Source organism: Enterobacter sp. SA187 (genome assembly GCF_001888805.2).
GTDB lineage: Bacteria > Pseudomonadota > Gammaproteobacteria > Enterobacterales > Enterobacteriaceae > Enterobacter_D.
Map to the genome: position 1 here is coordinate 3,802,738 of NZ_CP019113.1, position 17,947 is coordinate 3,820,684.

At 60.5% G+C, this 17,947-nt stretch carries 17 protein-coding genes and 2 tRNA genes; 6 read left to right on the forward strand and 13 right to left on the reverse strand.

The window, feature by feature from the left end; translation table 11 throughout:
* Window positions 1-113: 113 nt before the first annotated feature.
* Window positions 114-3,179 (reverse strand): efflux RND transporter permease subunit, encoded by a 3,066-nt coding sequence (locus BMF08_RS18335; protein ID WP_072568955.1) that lies wholly within the window; start codon window positions 3,177-3,179, stop codon window positions 114-116.
* Window positions 3,176-4,273 (reverse strand): efflux RND transporter periplasmic adaptor subunit, encoded by a 1,098-nt coding sequence (locus tag BMF08_RS18340; protein ID WP_072568956.1) that lies wholly within the window; start codon window positions 4,271-4,273, stop codon window positions 3,176-3,178. Before BMF08_RS18340 ends, BMF08_RS18335 begins: the two co-directional genes overlap by 4 nt.
* Window positions 4,274-4,447: 174 nt before the next feature.
* Between BMF08_RS18340 and BMF08_RS18345 the strand changes: the two genes are divergently transcribed.
* A complete protein-coding gene (locus tag BMF08_RS18345; protein ID WP_072568957.1) occupies window positions 4,448-4,774 on the forward strand; it encodes a hypothetical protein in 327 nt (108 codons plus the stop codon).
* On the opposite strand, the gene BMF08_RS18350 is transcribed toward BMF08_RS18345, so the two are convergent.
* Window positions 4,738-5,895, reverse strand: a complete 1,158-nt coding sequence (locus tag BMF08_RS18350; protein WP_072568958.1) for an MFS transporter — start codon at window positions 5,893-5,895, stop codon at window positions 4,738-4,740. The two genes, BMF08_RS18345 and BMF08_RS18350, sit on opposite strands and share 37 nt — an antisense overlap.
* The gene (locus BMF08_RS18355; RefSeq protein ID WP_234007193.1) at window positions 5,892-6,344 is read right to left on the reverse strand and encodes a TetR/AcrR family transcriptional regulator; all 453 of its coding nucleotides are present in this window, start codon (window positions 6,342-6,344) and stop codon (window positions 5,892-5,894) included. The genes BMF08_RS18350 and BMF08_RS18355 overlap by 4 nt, the downstream gene beginning before the upstream one ends.
* A 233-nt stretch (window positions 6,345-6,577) precedes the next feature.
* On the opposite strand from BMF08_RS18355, the gene BMF08_RS18360 reads away from it, so the two are divergent.
* Entirely contained in the window at window positions 6,578-8,029 is a 1,452-nt protein-coding gene (locus BMF08_RS18360; RefSeq protein ID WP_072568960.1) for an AMP nucleosidase, read from the forward strand.
* Window positions 8,030-8,074: 45 nt separating this feature from the next.
* Here BMF08_RS18360 and BMF08_RS18365 read toward each other — a convergent pair.
* Both BMF08_RS18365 and BMF08_RS18370 read right to left on the reverse strand, forming a co-directional pair.
* A tRNA-Asn gene (locus BMF08_RS18365) sits at window positions 8,075-8,150 on the reverse strand.
* A 121-nt stretch (window positions 8,151-8,271) separates the two neighbouring features.
* Complete coding sequence (locus BMF08_RS18370) at window positions 8,272-9,708, reverse strand: EmmdR/YeeO family multidrug/toxin efflux MATE transporter (protein WP_099458771.1); 1,437 nt, start codon at window positions 9,706-9,708, stop codon at window positions 8,272-8,274.
* A 187-nt stretch (window positions 9,709-9,895) separates the two neighbouring features.
* Between BMF08_RS18370 and BMF08_RS18375 the strand changes: the two genes are divergently transcribed.
* Window positions 9,896-9,971, forward strand: a tRNA-Asn gene (locus tag BMF08_RS18375).
* Between the two features lie 55 nt (window positions 9,972-10,026).
* Here the strand turns inward: BMF08_RS18375 and BMF08_RS18380 are convergent.
* Window positions 10,027-10,272: a DUF2543 family protein gene (locus BMF08_RS18380; RefSeq protein ID WP_072568962.1), complete on the reverse strand. Its 246-nt coding sequence runs from the start codon at window positions 10,270-10,272 to the stop codon at window positions 10,027-10,029.
* An 86-nt stretch (window positions 10,273-10,358) separates the two neighbouring features.
* Complete coding sequence (locus BMF08_RS18385; protein WP_072568963.1) at window positions 10,359-11,108, reverse strand: DeoR/GlpR family DNA-binding transcription regulator; 750 nt, start codon at window positions 11,106-11,108, stop codon at window positions 10,359-10,361.
* An 84-nt stretch (window positions 11,109-11,192) separates the two neighbouring features.
* Between BMF08_RS18385 and BMF08_RS18390 the strand changes: the two genes are divergently transcribed.
* Window positions 11,193-11,780 carry an NUDIX domain-containing protein gene (locus BMF08_RS18390; RefSeq protein WP_072568964.1) on the forward strand — a complete coding sequence of 196 codons (588 nt, stop codon included), beginning with the start codon at window positions 11,193-11,195 and terminating at the stop codon, window positions 11,778-11,780.
* A 43-nt stretch (window positions 11,781-11,823) separates the two neighbouring features.
* Here the strand turns inward: BMF08_RS18390 and BMF08_RS18395 are convergent, their stop codons facing one another.
* The gene (locus BMF08_RS18395) at window positions 11,824-12,582 is read right to left on the reverse strand and encodes an SDR family NAD(P)-dependent oxidoreductase (protein ID WP_072568965.1); all 759 of its coding nucleotides are present in this window, start codon (window positions 12,580-12,582) and stop codon (window positions 11,824-11,826) included.
* Between the two features lie 151 nt (window positions 12,583-12,733).
* Between BMF08_RS18395 and BMF08_RS18400 the strand changes: the two genes are divergently transcribed.
* Window positions 12,734-13,618: an AraC family transcriptional regulator gene (locus BMF08_RS18400; protein ID WP_072568966.1), complete on the forward strand. Its 885-nt coding sequence runs from the start codon at window positions 12,734-12,736 to the stop codon at window positions 13,616-13,618.
* A gap of 7 nt (window positions 13,619-13,625) precedes the next feature.
* Here BMF08_RS18400 and BMF08_RS18405 read toward each other — a convergent pair whose 3' ends face one another.
* Together BMF08_RS18405 and BMF08_RS18410 are read right to left on the reverse strand one after the other, a co-directional pair.
* Window positions 13,626-14,516, reverse strand: a complete 891-nt coding sequence (locus BMF08_RS18405; protein WP_072569478.1) for an oxidoreductase — start codon at window positions 14,514-14,516, stop codon at window positions 13,626-13,628.
* 73 nt (window positions 14,517-14,589) lie between these two features.
* Entirely contained in the window at window positions 14,590-15,369 is a 780-nt protein-coding gene (locus tag BMF08_RS18410; RefSeq protein ID WP_072568967.1) for an SDR family NAD(P)-dependent oxidoreductase, read from the reverse strand.
* A gap of 155 nt (window positions 15,370-15,524) precedes the next feature.
* Between BMF08_RS18410 and BMF08_RS18415 the strand changes: the two genes are divergently transcribed.
* Complete coding sequence (locus BMF08_RS18415) at window positions 15,525-16,085, forward strand: TetR/AcrR family transcriptional regulator (RefSeq protein ID WP_072569479.1); 561 nt, start codon at window positions 15,525-15,527, stop codon at window positions 16,083-16,085.
* Window positions 16,086-16,105: 20 nt separating this feature from the next.
* Here the strand turns inward: BMF08_RS18415 and BMF08_RS18420 are convergent, their stop codons facing one another.
* Complete coding sequence (locus BMF08_RS18420) at window positions 16,106-16,492, reverse strand: DUF4440 domain-containing protein (RefSeq protein WP_072568968.1); 387 nt, start codon at window positions 16,490-16,492, stop codon at window positions 16,106-16,108.
* On the reverse strand, window positions 16,489-17,868 hold the full coding sequence (locus BMF08_RS18425) for an MFS transporter (protein ID WP_072569480.1): 1,380 nt from the start codon (window positions 17,866-17,868) through the stop codon (window positions 16,489-16,491). Before BMF08_RS18425 ends, BMF08_RS18420 begins: the two co-directional genes overlap by 4 nt.
* Window positions 17,869-17,947 lie beyond the last annotated feature (79 nt).

Below are 17,947 nucleotides of genomic sequence, written 5' to 3' on the forward strand. Positions count from 1 at the left end.
ATCTTTCCAGGCGATGGTGATGCTAATTAATCGCCGTTTTTTCCTCCATCTTATCATGTGAAATTTTTCATAAAGCCCTACTAAAAATAGTAATTTTTTCCCATAACGACTCATCAGCCCGTCGTGTCAGGGCGGATCCTGAACCAGATGGCGTACATGGCGGGCAGGAACACCAGCGTGATAATGGTGCCGCCAAAAGTGCCGCCGATCAGGGTGTAGGCCAGCGTGCCCCAGAACACCGAGTGCGTCAGGGGAATGAACGCCAGAATGGCGGCCATCGCCGTCAGCAGTACGGGACGGGCGCGCTGCACCGTAGCTTCCACCACCGCATGGAACGGAGCCAGCCCTTCCTGCTCGTTGTGGTGGATCTGCCCTATCAGGATCAGCGTGTTACGCATCAGAATGCCGGAGAGCGCAATCAGCCCCACCAGCGCGTTAATGCCAAACGGCTGGTTGAACAGCAGCAAGGTCGGCACCACGCCGATCAGCCCCAGCGGTGCAGTAAGGAACACCATCACCATCGCCGACATCGAGCGCACCTGGAGGATGATGATCAGCAGCGTCAGGGCGATCATGATCGGGAACAACGGTGCCATCGCTCTGGTGGCCTTGCCGGACTCTTCAATGGAACCCGCCTGCTCAATACGGTAGCCGGGCGGCAGCGTGTCGATGATCGGCTGTAAGGATTTCAGGATAGCGGTCGAGACATCCGGCGGTTGCAGGTGTTCGGCGATGTCGCCGCGTACGGTCAGCGTCGGCATCCGGTCGCGGCGGCGCAGCAGCGGATCTTCCATCTGCACGGTCACTTCACCAATCTGCGACAGCGGAATGCGCTGCCCGTCGGCCCCCACCAGCGTAAAGCCTTCAATTCTGGCCGGATCGAGGCGAATATCCCCCGCCGCGCGGCCCGTTACCTGCACCGAACGAATGTCTTCCCGCACGCTGGTGATCGGCACGCCGGAGAGCAGGAACTGTAACTGCTGCGCGACGGCGTTCGACGTCAGCCCCACCGCCTGGAGGCGATCCTGTTTCAGGGTGAAATGCAGCGTCGGCACGCGCTGGCCCCAGTCGGTATTGACGGTGCGCATCATCGGGCTGGCCTGCATCACTTTCTCCACCCGCCCGGCGATATCGCGCAGCGTGGCGGTGTCCGGGCCGACCACGCGGTACGCCACCGGATAGGGGGAGTACGGACCAAATACAAGTTGAGTGACGCGTACGCGGGCTTCCGGTGCCAGCCCGGCGGCGACCGCGTCACGCAGGCGGAATTTCAGCGCTTCACGGGCTTGCTGGCTGTCGGTCAGCACCACGATTTTGGCAAACGACGGATCGGGCAGCTCAGGGGCCATCGCCAGATAAAAGCGTGGCGATCCCTGGCCGATGTATGAGGTGACAATTTTCGCTTCCGGCTGTTGTTGCAGCCAGGCTTCAATTTTCGCGGTGGTGGCGCTGGTCTGCTCAATGGCGGTGCCATAAGGCAGCTGCACTTCCACCAGCACTTCCGGGCGGTCGGAAGTCGGGAAGAACTGTTTTTTCACCAGCCCCATGCCGAGGATCGCCACGCTAAAGATGGCGATCACCGCGCCCGCGACTATCCATTTGCGGGCGATGACGCGGGTCAGCAGGCGGCGGAAACGGTTGTAATGGCGTGTGTTGTAAATGGCGGCATGTCCCCCCGCCACGGTTTTGATCGCCGGCAGCATTTTCACCCCGAGATAGGGCGTAAACACCACTGCCACCACCCAGGAGGCGATAAGCGCGATGCCGACGATCCAGAACATATTGCTGGTGTATTCCCCGGCGGTGGACTGGGCAAAGCCGTTCGGCATAAAGCCCACGGCGGTAACCAGCGTCCCGGCCAGCATAGGCGCGGCGGTATGGCTCCAGGCATAGGCCGAGGCTTTGATGCGGTCATAGCCCTCTTCCATTTTCACCACCATCATTTCGATGGCGATAATGGCGTCATCCACCAGCAGCCCCAGCGCGAGGATCAGCGATCCCAGCGTAATGCGGTCGAAGTTTTTGCCGGAGGCTTCCATCACCACAAAGACAATCGCCAGCGTCAGCGGCACGGCGGCGGCCACCACCACGCCCACGCGCCAGCCCATACTGACAAAGCACACCACCATTACCACCAGCAGCGCGACGAAGAATTTGATCATGAACTCGTCAACGGCGGAGCTGATGTTTACCGACTGATCGGTGACCTTGCTCAGCGTCATGCCCAACGGCATTTCAGCGTTGATGCTGGCGGTTTCCGCGTCCAGCGCTTTTCCCAGATCGAGGCCGTTCCAGCCTTCACGCATCACCACCCCCAGCAGCAGCGCCGGTTCGCGCTGATGGCGCACCATAAAGGTGGCCGGATCTTCATAGCCCCGCTCCACCGTCGCCACGTCCGACAGCTTCAGCGTGCGCCCCTGCGCCACCAGCGGCGTGTCGCGGATCTTCTGCAACGTGTCGAATGCGCCATCAAGGCGGATGTTAACCTGCGGCCCCTGTGTATCAATGGATCCGGCAGGCGTCAGGACATTCTGGTTATTAAGGGCCGCGAAAATCGCCTGCGGCGAAATCCCCAGCGTGGCGAGGCGGTCATGGGAGAAAGAGACGAAGATGCGCTCCGCCTGCTCGCCAATGATATTGACCTTTTTGACGCCCGGCACGTGCAGCAGCCGCTGGCGCAGGGATTCGGCGTCGCGCACCAGCAGGCGGTGCGGCTCCCCTTTCGCCTTCAGCGCGAACAGCGCAAAGGTGACGTCGGAGAATTCATCGTTCACCATCGGGCCGATAACGCCCGCGGGCAGGTTTCTGGCTTCGTCGCCGAGCTTTTTGCGCGCCTGGTAAAATTCCTCCTGCACCTGCGAGGGCGGCGTGCTGTCCTGTAAAGAGAGGGTGGTAAAAGCCATGCCCGGACGGGTGAACGTCTCGGTACGATCATACCATTTCAGCTCCTGTAGACGTTTTTCCAGCGGTTCCGCCACCTGATCCTGCATTTCCAGCGCAGTGGCTCCCGGCCAGGCGGTGATGATGGTCATCTGCTTGACGGTAAACGGCGGATCTTCTGCGCGCCCCAGTTGAAAAAACGACAGTATCCCCGCCACGGTGATGAGCAGGATGAGGAACAGCGTGATGGAGCGCTCGCGCACCGCCAGCGCCGACAGGTTAAATTTACCCTGACTCATGGCTGGCTCCCGGCTGCGCCCGCCGCGATACGCACGGCTTCGCCTTCATGCAGCAAATGCGCGCCGAGGGCTACCACCTGCTCCCCTGCCGTCAGGCTACCGGTGACCTGTGCCGCGTCATCCCCCAGCCCCCGTACCTGTACCGGTTTCCAGCGCACAGTGGCGGGCTTACCAACAATCTGCCAGACGCCCGGCCCTTTTCCGGCATCATAAATCGCCGCCAGCGGCACCTGCATAAGCGCATCCCGGGCTTCGCCTTCGGCAAGATGCAGCGTCACGGTGGAGCCGAGGGGGGCTGCGGCCAGCGCGCCTTGCAGCACATAGCGGGCTTCAAAGGTGCGGGTGACGGGATCGGCGGCATCCGAAAGCAGACGCAGCGTGGCGGGCACCGGCGGGTTTTTACTGGCGTAGAGGCTGGCCTGCGCCTCGCTGCCGATGGCCGGACGCAGGGTTTCCGGCAGCTGCACGATGGCTTCCCGCTGCCCGGCCCGGGCGAGTCTGACCACCGGCTGCCCGGCGCTCACCACCTGGCCGGGTTCCGCCAGGGTTTCCATCACCACGCCGTCGGCGTCCGCCAGCAGCACGGCGTAACCGGTGCTGTTCTGCGCGACATTCGCCTGCGCCTGCGCCGCGCTGAGGTCGGCGCGGGCGCTGTCGGCGGCGGCTTTGATCTGATCGTATGCCGAAATCGACACCGCGCCGGTTTTCACCAGGCTGCGATAGCGGGCTTCGTCGGCAGCGGCTTGACGCGCACGGGCGCGGGCCGCAGAAACCGCCTGTTGCTGCGCCTGCGCCGTCAGGTTCAGATCCACAGGATCGAGGCGCATCAGCGGCTGACCACGCTTCACCGTCTGGCCGGTATCCACCAGCCGCTCGAGGATCTTGCCCTGCACCCGGAAACCGAGATCGCTCTGCACGCGGGCGACCACCACCCCGGTAAAGGCGCGGGACTGACCGGCAGCGCTCACCACCGTTGCCGCCCGTACCTGGGGTGGCTGCGTGCGCGGATCGTCCTGACTGGCGGTGTCACCGCAGGCCGCCAGGGCCAGCGGCAGGAAGCAAACAGCAAGGGAGACAGGTTTAAGCCTGAACATGGGATACCTGATTAAATGGAAGGAACAATGGCGGCATTCTTAAACTAGTGACAAAAATTGTCAATGGTCACAAAGCGAGACATTGGAACTTATTTTTGTTCGATCGGGCCAGTTGACAGCAAGTGACCGTTTGATAATGTAGTCACATTTGCACCGTGGCTGAACGGGGGAAGGATGAAAAGGACGGGTATTCTCGGGTTAGATGCGCTGACCGAAGCGCTGGTCAGGGATCTCTTTCTGGCGGATCCGAATGCGCAGGTGTTTCTCTCCCCCGGCACCGGCGAGCGGGCGCAACGGTTGTCGCAGGAATTTCCCTGCTGGACGCTGGACGATCCGCAGGCGCTGGTGGATGAAGTGGACGTGCTGATTATCAGTTCTGACGCGGCATCCCGGCCAGAACTTTATGATCGTGTGCAGCTGCGCCGCGCGTTGAACCTGGTTTCACTGGTGCCGGAGGTGTCGTCTCAGGCTTTGCGAAAACGCTTCCGCCAGGCGGAGTGAAGCGGCACCGTGCCGCTGAACCCGGCGCACAGGGTCAGCGTGGCGAAGAACGCCACGGCATAACCCGCCGACAGCCGATCCATGATCAGCCCGAACAGCGGCGATCCGGCAGTCTGCCCCACCGCCAGCGTCAGAAAGCAGATCATCAGTCCCGTCGCCGGGCGTTCCGGCAGCGCTGAAACGCCCCACATCAGATAGATGCCGGAGATCGTAATATAGGCCGCGCCGAACAGCGCCCCGCCGATAAGCGTCAGCGCGGGCGTCGTGCTCTCAAAGCCGATCAGCAGCATACCCAACGCCATCGCCAGCAAAAACAGCCGGTGCATGAGATCCATACCAAAGCGCGCCACCAGCGTTCCCGCCGCCGCACCGGCGATGCCCGCCGCCCCCGTCACCATCCACAGCACGCCTGCGCCGGTATCGCGCCACTCCAGCCGCAGCGCGACCAGCTGACTGCCGAACGACCAGATCGCCGTGCTGCCCGCGCCCATTAAAAACGAGGCGACGATCAGCCGTTTCAGGGACGCGCTGATCGGCGGCAGACCGCCAGCGCGGTTGCTTGCGCCAGGCGAACTGCGCGGCACAAAACGCGCAGCGGCAAGCGCCATTGCGAACGCCACCGCGGCAAAAAGCCCGAACGCCAGCCGCCATTGTCCGCCCATCGCCAGCGCCACGGGGCCTGAGAGCACCACGCCCGCGCCCGTCCCGGCATTAATGATGGTGTTAGCCGCGCCCTGGCGATCCGGCTGAACCGCAGCCGACACCGCGGCCGCCAGCGGCGGCGAGACTAACCCCGTACTGGCTCCGGCGAGCATCACCGCCGCCGCCAGCCACAGCGGGGATGACGCCAGCGCAATGCCGGTCATGCCCAGCGCTGCCACCAGCGCGGCGGTCAGCGCCACCGTGCGCGGACCGATGCGCTCCGTCAGAAAAGCCGCCAGCACAATGGTCAGGCAGTAACCCAGAAAGGATCCGCCGGAAATCAGCCCGCTCAGCGTCGGGGAAAGGGAGAGATCGGCGTCGATGCGCGGCAAAAACAGCCCGAAGGCAAAACGCGCAAAGCCATAGCAGACGGCGATCAGACTGAAGCCGGTGGTGATAAGCCAGGCGTTTTTACTCATGATTTAGCCCCCGCCAGCAGCATCGCCGCCGTATCACGCGCGGCAGCCACGGTGCCCACGCCGCGGTAAATGGCCGCCGCCGTCGCGCCCTCAAAGAGGATGAGGATCTGCTCCGCCAGCCGGTCGTCCTCATGGCCGATTTCACCCGCCACCAGCCTGCGGATGGTCTGCCAGGTCTTTTCTTTATGGGCGCGGATCACCGCCGCGATTTCGGGATTGTCGCCGCCGGTTTCGCCGTACGCCCGCAGAAACAGACAGCCCAGACAGCCCTCTTCCCGCAGCCAGTTATCCAGCGCATCGAACAGCCCTTTGATGCTCTGCTCCTTCAGCTGCGCGAAAAAGCGCTGATCCCGCTCCTCCAGCACCCGCACGATCAGCGCCGTTTTGCTGCCAGCATGTTTATAGAGCGTGCGGCTCGACATGCCCGCCGCCTGCGTGAGCCGATCCATCCCGGTGGCATTAAAACCATGCCGGTAAAACAGGGATCCTGCGGCTGAGAGGAGTTTGTTTTTAATGTCCATACCTTAAAAGTAAAACGATCGGTTTACTCTGTCAAACTGACCGCCTCGCCTGATACCGGACGCCGCAGCGCCGATTTTCAGCCTTATCCCCACCCTTTTGTTTCACAATCCTGTGACATACTATCGGTATGGCAGTACATGTGTGAAACAAGGAGATAATTATGGATAACAAGGCGAGCCTTACCCCGGAACAGGCCCTTGACCGGCTCGAAGCGCTGTATGACCAGGCGGTCAGTGACTTACGCGATGCCATCGCGCAGTACATCGATAAGGGCACGCTTCCCGACACGCTCGCCCGTGCACAGGGGAAATTTGTGTACCCGTTGCTGTCGGTCAGCTGGGACGGTAACGCGCCGAACGCCCGGAAAACCCGCGCTTATGCCCGCTTTACGCATCCCGGCAGCTATCGCACCACCATTACGCGCCCGGCGCTGTTCCGCCCTTACCTGCTGGAGCAGCTCACCATGCTGTATCTGGATTACGGCGCGCAGATTGAAGTGGGTCCGTCTGAACACGAGATCCCTTATCCCTATGTGATTGACGGATCGGCGCTGACGCTGGACCGTTCGATGAGCGCGGATTTAACCCGCCACTTTCCGACCACCGAGCTGTCGCAGATTGGCGATGAAACCGCCGACGGCATTTATCACCCGGCGGAATTCTCGCCGCTGTCGCACTTTGACGCCCGCCGCGTGGACTTCTCGCTGGCGCGTCTGCGTCACTACACCGGCACGCCCGTGGAGCACTTCCAGCCGTTCGTGCTGTTCACCAACTACACGCGCTATGTGGATGAGTTCGTGCGCTGGGGTTGCAGCCAGATCCTCGATCCGGACAGCCCGTACGTGGCGCTCTCCTGCGCGGGCGGTATCTGGATCACCGCCGAAACCGAAGCGCCGGAACAGGCCATTTCCGATCTGGCGTGGAAAAAACACCAGATGCCCGCCTGGCACCTGATCACCGCTGACGGTCAGGGGATCACGCTGGTGAATATCGGCGTCGGCCCGTCGAATGCCAAAACCATCTGCGATCATCTGGCGGTGCTGCGCCCGGATGTGTGGCTGATGATCGGCCACTGCGGCGGCCTGCGTGAGAGCCAGTCGATTGGCGATTACGTGCTGGCGCATGCTTATCTGCGCGACGATCACGTACTGGATGCGGTGCTGCCGCCGGATATTCCCATCCCGAGCATCGCCGAAGTGCAGCGCGCGCTGTACGACGCCACCAAACAGGTCAGCGAGATGCCCGGCGAGGAAGTGAAACAGCGGCTGCGTACCGGTACGGTGGTGACCACCGATGACCGTAACTGGGAACTGCGTTATTCAGCGTCGGCGCTGCGCTTTAACTTAAGCCGCGCGGTGGCCATTGATATGGAAAGCGCGACCATCGCGGCGCAGGGTTATCGCTTCCGCGTGCCGTACGGCACCTTGCTGTGCGTGTCCGATAAACCGCTGCACGGTGAGATCAAACTGCCGGGTCAGGCCAATCGTTTTTATGAAGGGGCGATTTCGGAGCATTTGCAGATCGGCATCAGGGCGATTGATCTGCTGCGCGCCGAAGGTGAACGTCTGCATTCGCGTAAACTGCGTACTTTCAACGAGCCGCCGTTCCGCTAACGGCAGAAAAGCAAAAAGCCCGCTAAATAGCGGGCTTCTTAAATATGGCTCCTCTGACTGGACTCGAACCAGTGACATACGGATTAACAGTCCGCCGTTCTACCGACTGAACTACAGAGGAATCGTGTGAACGGGGCGAATATTAACGGCGCTCTGTGGCCTTGTCAAAGCCTGATTTCAAAAAAACGCGCGATTGCCGAATTATTCCGCACCCCGTTCAAAAAGAGCGCAGCTTAAGGCCGTCACTCCGCTTTTTTCTGCATGGCGCGCGGATATTTCCACAGCCAGCGGCCGCTGACCATACGCCAGTAGAACAGCGCCCCGCGTACCGCCCAGTCGAGGAACATCCCCAGCCAGACGCCAATCACGCCCATGCCGAGCACGATCCCCAGCGTATAACCCGCCACCACACGGCAGCCCCACATGCCGAGCATCGACACCCACATGGCAAAGCGGGCATCGCGTGCGCCCTTCTGCCCGGCAGGTAATACCCAGGAGGCCGCCCAGATCGGCATAAAGGCGGCGTTCAGCCACAGCAGGATCTTCACCACTTCCTGCACGTCCTGCTCCGGCGTATAAAACGCGGCCAGCAGCCCGGCGAAGGGCGCGGTGCCCCAGGCAATAATCGTCAGTCCGATGGTCGACAGCCAGAACACATGGCGCAGCTGGCGTTCCGCCTGGCCGATCTGTCCTTTACCAAGACGTCTGCCGGTAATAATGGTGGACGCCGAACCCAGCGCGTTACCCGGCAGGTTGATTAATGCCGCCACGGAGAAAGCAATAAAGTTACCGGCGATGACGTTGGTGCCCATCCCGGCCACAAACATCTGGGTTAATAATTTGCCGCTGTTAAACAGCACCGATTCAATACTGGCGGGAATACCGATGCCCATCACTTCCCAGATAATGGCGAAGTTAAGCGGCTTAAAGTAACTTTTCAGCGTGATACGCAGCGCCGGGTTAAAGCCAATCATCAGCACCCAGATGATCGCCAGCGCGCCGATATAGCGGGAAATGGTCAGCCCCAGCCCTGCGCCGGCAAAGCCAATCCCCGGCCAGGAGAACAGGCCGTAGATCAGGAAGCTGCTGATAATAATGTTGAGAATGTTCATGCCGCCGTTAATCAGTAGCGGAATTCTGGTATTACCCGCGCCGCGCAGCGCCCCGCTGCCGATCAGCGTAATGGCCGCCGCCGGATAGCTCAGCACCGTTAATTCGAGGTAAGTCAGCGCCAGGGCTTTCACCTCTGCCGTGGCTTCGCCCGCCACCACATCAATAATTTGCGCGCCAAAATAGTGGATCACCGCCGCCAGCAGCGCGGCGAACAGCGTCATGATCACCAGCGATTGCCGCGCCGCCGAGCGCGCCCGCCGCCGGTCGCGTTTACCGAGACTAAAAGCCACCACCACCGTGGTACCCAGATCGACCGCCGCAAAAAAGGCCATCACCACCATGTTAAAACTGTCGGCAAGGCCCACACCCGCCATCGCTTCTTTGCCCAGCCAGCTCACCAGGAAGGTACTCAGTACCCCCATCAGCAGTACGCAGGTATTTTCGAGGAAGATAGGCACGGCAAGCGGGGTGATTTCACGCCAGAAAAGTACACGGTAACTTTTTCGTTTAGCGTACCAGGGCGTGCGGGCGACGGCCTGGCGTAAAGCGGCAGTGACGTTCAAAATGGACCTTAGTGAGAAAGTGAAACTTCATTTCAAATGATGATGGAGAAATGCTAATCCTGCAAAGTATTTCCCACAAATTTTGCTGGTATTTCCGGCAAATCGGCGACGGGTTCGCCAGACGAACGCGAGAGCGTAAAATGCGGTTTGACAAAAAGTTTTTCGCCGCTAAGATTAGCTCCCACACGATTCCTCTGTAGTTCAGTCGGTAGAACGGCGGACTGTTAATCCGTATGTCACTGGTTCGAGTCCAGTCAGAGGAGCCACATTTAAAAAGCCCGCTTTATAGCGGGCTTTTTGCTGTCTGCAATTCAGGCGGCCTTACTCGTTGCCCCACTGATTCAGGAAATTGGCGATCTCATCAATCCGCTGCTCGTTAATACCCGCTTCTGCGGCCATCTCCTGCTGCGCGTCCTCGCTGATCTCTTCGCCATTCATCAGGCGGGTGATCAGTAACTCAAAATAACGCGCCAGCGCATCGCGTTCGGTTTCGCTTACCGGCGTTTCGGTTTCCGTCGCGTACTCGTCGGCGATGTCATAATATTTGATGGGTACTTCATTGCTCATATCTGGCCCTCAGGGGTTTTCGCATTAAGCGTATTAGTATATCGCACGTGGCGGGCATAACCGCAGCGTTCGTTTACGCGCCGCGCTCAGAGCACGGTAATATTCATGCTGTTAACTATGCTGCGCATTTTCTCGTCCAGCTCACCGTCGATCACCAGCGTACTGGCAAGGCTCAGATCGCCAATGGCGAATGCCGAGGCCGAGTTGATTTTTTCCGGCGAGGCCAGCACCACGGTTTCTGCCGCCCTTTCTGACAGCGCGCGTTTTACGCAGGCTTCTTCGTAATTGCCGGTGGTGAAACCGGCACGTTCGTGCACGCCGGTGACGCCCATGAAAAACAGATCGGCATTGATACGGCGAAGGGACTCCATCATCGCCGCCCCCACAGTGACCATCGAATGCTTATACAGCTGGCCGCCGAGGATGATCACCTCCACCAGCGGCAGATTGATCAGCGCGGCGGCAATGGTCGGGCTGTGAGTCACCACGGTGAACGCCAGATCCGGCGGCAGCAGTTTAACCATCTCTTCAGACGTGGTGCCGCCATCCAGAATGACAATACTCCCCGGCTGGATCAGGGTGATGGCTTTACTGGCAATATTCTTTTTTGCTGCCATATGCACGTTTTTTCGTGTTTCCAGCGACCCCGTCGCCGCCGACACCGCCAGCGCACCGCCGTGTACCCGTTGCAGTAATCCTTCCGCCGCCATCTCCCGCAAATCCCGGCGGATGGAGTCTTCCGAAATGTTAAACCGCTGGCTTAAATCGCGGGACAGCACCTGCTTGTCCCGCGCCAGCATATCGAGGATCAGTTGTTTGCGTTGCCCTGACAGCATGTTTTCACCTTTCACGAATGATCTTGATTATGCACGATTGTGCATGATAGCGTATTTCCTGTCACCTTTTAAAAAGGAAATAACATGTCTGCACAACCCAATATTCGCCATCTCCGTGAAGAGCTGCTGTCCGATAACTGGTACACGCTTAAAAAATACACTTTCGAACTGCAACGGCGCGACGGCAGCTGGCAGGCGCAGAGCCGCGAAGCCTACGATCGCGGCAATGGCGCGGCCATTCTGCTGTATAACAAAGCCAAAGGAACGGTGGTGCTGACGCGGCAGTTCCGCCTGCCGGTGTACATCAATGGGCATGATGGTTTGCTGATTGAGGCGGCAGCGGGTTTACTGGATGACGCCTCGCCGGAAGCACGTATTATTGCCGAAGCCGAAGAAGAGACCGGCTTTAAAGTGGCCGCCATTGAAAAAGTGTTTGAAGCCTATATGAGCCCCGGCTCGGTGACGGAAAAACTCTACTTTTTCATTGCGGAATATGCTGATGAAGATCGCAGCGGCGCGGGCGGCGGGCTGGCGGATGAAGGAGAAGATATTCAGGTGCTGGAATGGCCGTTTGAAAAAGCGCTCGCCGCCATTCGCAGCGGCGAGATCCAGGACGCCAAAACCATCATGCTGATCCAGCACCTGGCGCTACAGGCAGTTTTTGAGAAGTAACAATCACAGCGGGGTGTGATCACCCCGCCGGGGGTCAGCAAAACTACAGCAACTGGCCGCCGGAAATATCAAAGGTGGTGCCGTTCGCCCAGGCCATGTCATCCGACAAAATGGCGGCAACGGCGCTGCCGATATCATCCGGTGAACCCACCCGCCCCAGGGCGATCCCCTGCGCGACAAAATCATTCACCGCTTGATTATCCCGCACCACCCCGCCGCCAAAATCTGTGGCGATCGCGCCCGGCGCAATGGCATTCACCCTGATCTGGCGCGCGCCAAGCTCAACGGCCTGATAGCGGGTCAGCACTTCAAGCGCCGCTTTCATCGCGGCATACAGGCTGTATCCCGGCAGCGTAAAGCGGACAAAACCGGACGAGACATTAAGGATGCGCCCGCCGTCGTTGATCTGCGGTAATAATTGCTGCGTCAGGAATACCGGCCCACGCAGATGTGTGGCGGCAAGGGAATCAAATTGTTCCATTGTCGCCTCCGTAAAGTTCGCGAACAGGCCGTTACCGGCATTGTTGATCAGGAAATCGAAACGCTCGAGGCCAAAAGTGTTCCTGAGCGTATCCGCCACGGCCTCTGAGAATGCCGCAAAACCGGTCGTCTCTGTGATATCCAGGGGCAGCATCACCGCCCTGCCACCCAGCGCGGCGATCTCCTGCTCCAGGCTTGCGGCTTCCGCCGCGCCGCTGCGGTATGTCCCGATAATATCCACGCCGCGTCGGGCAAGATGAAGGGCCATATTACGTCCGAGGCCACGGCTTGCGCCGGTGATTACTGCAATTTTATTCGTCATGGGCTGTCTCTCGTCAGGCGCACCGGCTGGTGCAGGGTTGAGCCGCCATGATAAGTAACCCCCGGCGTCTGACCCACGCCTGAAACGCTCAGTTTATTGCCTGATTGTCTCAGTGGCTTGTGCCTCCTGCGGGCGCAGGTATAATCGCCCGATGAAAAACACCCTCGCCCCGCATCTGGATCTCGCCCTGCGGCATGCCTCGCCGGGCACGCCCGCGACCCGCATTCCACGCCTTGAACTGACCATCGGCCAGGGCTCTGGCGAACGCGCGCCATGCCTGTACCGGGCGATGATCTGCTTTATTTTGCAGGGCGCAAAGCAGGTGGTCATTAACGATCAGATCCTGAGCTACGGCAGCGAACACTATCTGATCAGCGCGCTGGATCTGCCGTTGAGCGGGCACATTTTCGATGGAGAAGACAGGCAGCCTTATGCGGCGGTGTCGCTGGTGCTGGATGCAGCGATCCTCGCGGAGTTAGCGGCCAACATGCCGCCGGTGCGTGAGCGGGAGCAGAGTGGCATCGGCATTATGATCAACCCGCTCAATAATGTGCTGCGCGATGCCCTTCTGCGCCTGATGGCGCTGCTGGATACCCCCGCTGATATCCCTGTGCTTGCGCCTATGGCGGAGCGTGAATTGCTTTATCGTCTTTTGCAGGAGCCGCAGGGACAACTGCTGCGGCAGATCGCCCGGCCAGAGGGCGCACTGAACGGTGTTCGTCGCGCGGTGGCGTGGATCCGCGATCACTCCCGTGAGCGCCTGCGCATTGAGGATCTGTGTGAGGTCAGCGGCATGAGCCGCGCCAGCCTGCACCGCCATTTTCTGACTATTACCGGCAGCAGCCCGCTCCAGTATCAGAAGCAGCTCAGATTACAGGAAGCCCGCCAGCTGTTACTCACCGGCGAGCATCGCGCCGCTGACGTGGCATTTATTGTCGGCTATGAGAGCGCCTCCCAGTTCAGCCGCGAATACCAGCGGCAGTTCGGCGCGCCCCCGGCACGGGACGCGCGTCAGATCCGCCAGACCATCACCTGACCCAGACTCAGCCCGGCCCTTCGCTGCCTGCCGCCAGCAGCGGTACCAGCACATCGCTGACTGGCGTTGCAATCCCCTGTGCCCTGCCGTAACGCTGGATCACGCCGTTGCGGATGTCCCACTCCAGCGGGCGGTTGGCCTGGCGATCCGCCAGAATGGAGGTGCCCAGATCGGCGGGCGCACCCTGAAAGCCCGCGAGGATCTCCTGCGGCACCTCATCGCCCAGCACCGCCCCCTGCGCCCGCGCCACCGTCAGACATTCCTGCAGATAGGCCAGCGTCAGCGCGGAAATATCGTCGCGTCTGAACATTCCGGCACGACGATTCGCCAGCACCATCAGCCCCGCCGCCGCGTTCTGCAACAGCTTGCGCCAGGCAATGGAAAGAAAATCCCCGGACAGCTCCACCGCGCAGCGCGTGCCGCTCAGGGCATCGGCAATGCGCCTGGCCGCAGGCACGTCCGGCAGGGTCAGACGCGGTTTGGCCCGCAGCCAGACGGAGGCATCCGCTTCCCGCTGGGCCGGAAACCACACCACCGAGGGCACCACGGTCGCGCCCTGCACATAAGGCTCAAGCTGGCTTTGCTGCTCAACGCCGTTTTGCAGCGCGCACACCACGGTGTTTTCGTCGCACAACTGCGCCAGCCACCGCGCGCTGTCGGCGTCCTGGGTGGTTTTCACCGCCACAAACAGCAGATCGACCGGCTGGCTGACCGCCGCCGGATCGTTAAGCACCGGGCCGGGCACCACCACCTCCCCGTCGTCGTCACGCAGAATTAACTGCGGATGGGCGGTGCGCCCGCACAGCAGCGGCGTACGTCCCGCTTCATGCAGCGCAGCCGCGATAGTGGTACCAATAGCGCCCGGACCAAGCAGGGCAATTGCAGGACGATCGGACATCATGTGCTCTCCTGTTCTGGTTAATTACCCCACAGTGTATCAGCAGCCTTGCAAAGCCATCAGTCCTGAATCTTCAGCCTTTGTAACGCGCGGCGGCTTCCGCCTGGTTGATGTCGGCCATCAGCGCCTGTCGACTGGCGTCGAGGGCATCCCAGCGGGCGGCGTTGCGTAAGGGAGGAATGGTCACAGGCTCACGGCGATCAAACCCGACCAGCGCGGCATCCACCAGCTCGCCCGCGTTCATAAATTGTGTCGAGTGAGCGATGTCGATCCCGGCGCGCGCCCAGATCTCGGTGTAGGTCCCGGCTGGCAGCACCGCCTGCACATACACGCCGGCAGGGGCGAGTTCGACCTGCAATCCCTGCGACAGAAACAGCACAAAAGCTTTGGTCGCGCCATACACGGACATGGCAAATTCCGGCGCCAGCCCGACCACGGAACTGATGTTAACAATAGCGCCCTCACCCGCCTGAACAAATCGTGGCGCGACGGCGCTGGCCAGCCGGGTGACCGCCGTGACGTTCAGCGCGATAAGGCGCTCAATGGACGCCGGGCTCTGATCCGCCAGCCTGCCGGTCTGCGCAATGCCCGCATTGTTGACCAGAATGCCGATCTGTTTGTCCTCGCGCAGGCGCGCTTCGACACGCGCAACGTCATCGGACTGAGTGAGATCGGCGGCAAGCACATCGACGCTCACGCCGGTTTCCTGTTGCAGGCGCGCAGCCAGCGCATCCAGTCGGGCTTTGTCGCGCGCCACCAGCACAAGATCGTGGCCGCGGCGGGCGAAACGTTCAGCGTAAACGGCACCAATTCCTGAGGAAGCGCCGGTAATGAGGACGGATGGAGTGGTCATAACATACCCTTCTTGAATGCGTTAACGGTTTCCGGCGTGCCGGGTGATGGTGCGGGTTAATGATGATGATCGTAATCTATCCTGTCAACGTTTTTGATTATGGTCATCATCAATGTATACTTGCCGCAGGAATGTTCAGCATTGAAGGCGAAACAATGAAAGTGTCTAAAGAGCAGGTGCGTGAAAACCGCAGGCGTATTGTGGAAACGGCGTCGGTGTTGTTTCGTGAACGGGGCTATGACGGCGTGGGCGTGGCGGAGCTGATGTCGGCGGCCGGGTTAACCCACGGCGGTTTCTATAAACATTTTGCCTCGAAGGCGGATTTGATGGCAGAGGCCATGCAGTGTGGTTTTACGCATTCGGCAGACCATTCCGCCGGGATAAACCGGGAGCAGTTTATTACTCGTTATCTCTCGCGCCAGCACCGGGATAACAAGGGCCAGGGCTGCGTGATGTCGGCGCTGGGGGCGGATACCTCCCGCCAGTCTGAGACGATTAAAGCGACTTTTGCGGCGGGTCTTGAACAGCAACTGGCGCAGCTGAGTCAGGAGCCGGACGCGGCCGGCAAGCGGCGTGCCGATGTGATCGACACGCTGGCGCATCTGGTCGGTGCCATGGTGTTATCCCGCGCCTGCCCGGATGACTCGCCGCTGGCGGATGAAATTCTCGCGGTATGCCGCGCCCGCCTTCTGGATGAGAACACGCCGGAGCAGTAAGCTTCCCGGCGGTGTCATTATCAGAGCCAGGTTTCGTGCAGATGTCGCCACATCACCCGGCCATCCGCACCAGTTTCAAACACCGCCGTGGCAAAGCGCAGCGTTTCGCCCTGACCCGGGATCGTCTGTCGCTCCTGATAAGTGACGGTAGCGCCGGTGTCGCTTTCCGCTATCAGTTGCAGATCTTCAATGGCGATCGTCAGCCCCGCCCGCACACCGCGCTGGGTGCGGAACAGATTATCGACCGCGGTAAAATCCATGATGGCACCGCGCGGCGTCACCATCGAGAACGCCGGGCAAAAGCGCGCTAATAACGCGTCGCACACCGTATCCGGCGTGTGTGCATCACCCAGACAGTCGCGGATCAACACGTGGGCATCCCGTACTTCCTGAAAATAACGATTCATTGTTGCTCCTGATTAAGTTTTAAAACCACGTGCTGATTGGCGATCCGCAGGCAGCACACTATGGGGATGAGGGCGCTGCCCGCTGCTATCGCAAAGCACAGATGATACGCCTGCATCACCGGCAGCCCGCCTGCCGCCAGTAAGCCATACAGCAGGCTGATGACGGTCACGCCGCAGCAGAAACTGAGCTGACGATTGATGTTCCACTGGGCGCTGGCATCCGCCAGATCCGCCCCGTTAATCTGAATAAACGCCGCACTTTGCGCGGTGCTGCTGCACAGACTGCTGCCAAAGCCCATCAGGGTGAAGGCCAGTATACACAGCGGCACATCCGCCGCACTGGCCGTCAGTGCCAGCAGGCCGATCCCTGCCCCATGCACCAGACAACCGGTGATAAACAGCGGGCGCGGCCCCAGGCGGTTGAAGGTTCTTCCCGTCAGGGTGATCGCCACAAAAGAGGCCAGCGCCCAGGGCAGCATCATTGCGCCGGTGACCGTGGCTGGCATCGTTAACAGGTTTTGCAGATAAAGCATGGCGACAATACTGACGCCGGTAAAAATGCCGGGCACGAACTGATAGATCAGCATCGCAGTCTGCAACAGCGGATCTTTCATCAGCCGCAGGTTAAGCAGCGGCGCGGGTTTGTTCAGGGCATCCCGCACATATGCGGCCATCACAAGTAATCCGAGCGCGAACAGCAACGCCCCCTGCCACAGATAAAGCCGCTCGCCTGCAAAGGTTAAGCCGGTGAGGATCAGGATCAGCGCCACGCCGCCACTGAGTAACCCGCGCAGATCCAGCCGCTCACCCGTGGTTGAAGGCGCATCGGGTTTAAGCCAACAGCCTGCCAGTATTAACGCCACCAGCGCCAGCGGCAGGCTCGCCAGAAACACTCCGCGCCAGTGACCACTTTCCACAAAAAGCCCGCCGAGCGCGGGCGATAACGCCGGAGCCAGCAGCGCCACCAGCATCACCGCGGACGAGAGTTTTGCCCGTTCATGGCTGCGATAAAGCGCGTAGGTCATCGTCTGCCCGATGGGGATCAGCAGCCCGCCGCCCAGGCCCTGCACGCCGCGCCAGGCAATCAGCGAATAAATGGATGAGGCGCTTCCCGCGCCGCAGGTGCCCGCGATAAAAATCCCCAGCGACAGCATAAACACCAGCTTCGCGTCGATGCGCCGCGCCAGCCAGCTGCTGAGCGGGATCACCAGCGTCAGCCCTAAAATATAGGCATTACTGATCCACGCCAGCTCGCTGACGCTGGCCGCGAACTGGCGGCCAATCTCGGGATAAGCCACGCTGGCGATAAACATGTTCACCAGATCGATAAAAAAACCCAGCAGATATACACAGGCCACCCGCACACGATACGTCATGTTTTTCTCAGCATTAACAAACAGAGCGCGCACTATAAGCGCCGTACGGCGGCGGATAAATTCCCTTCCCGTGGTTTTA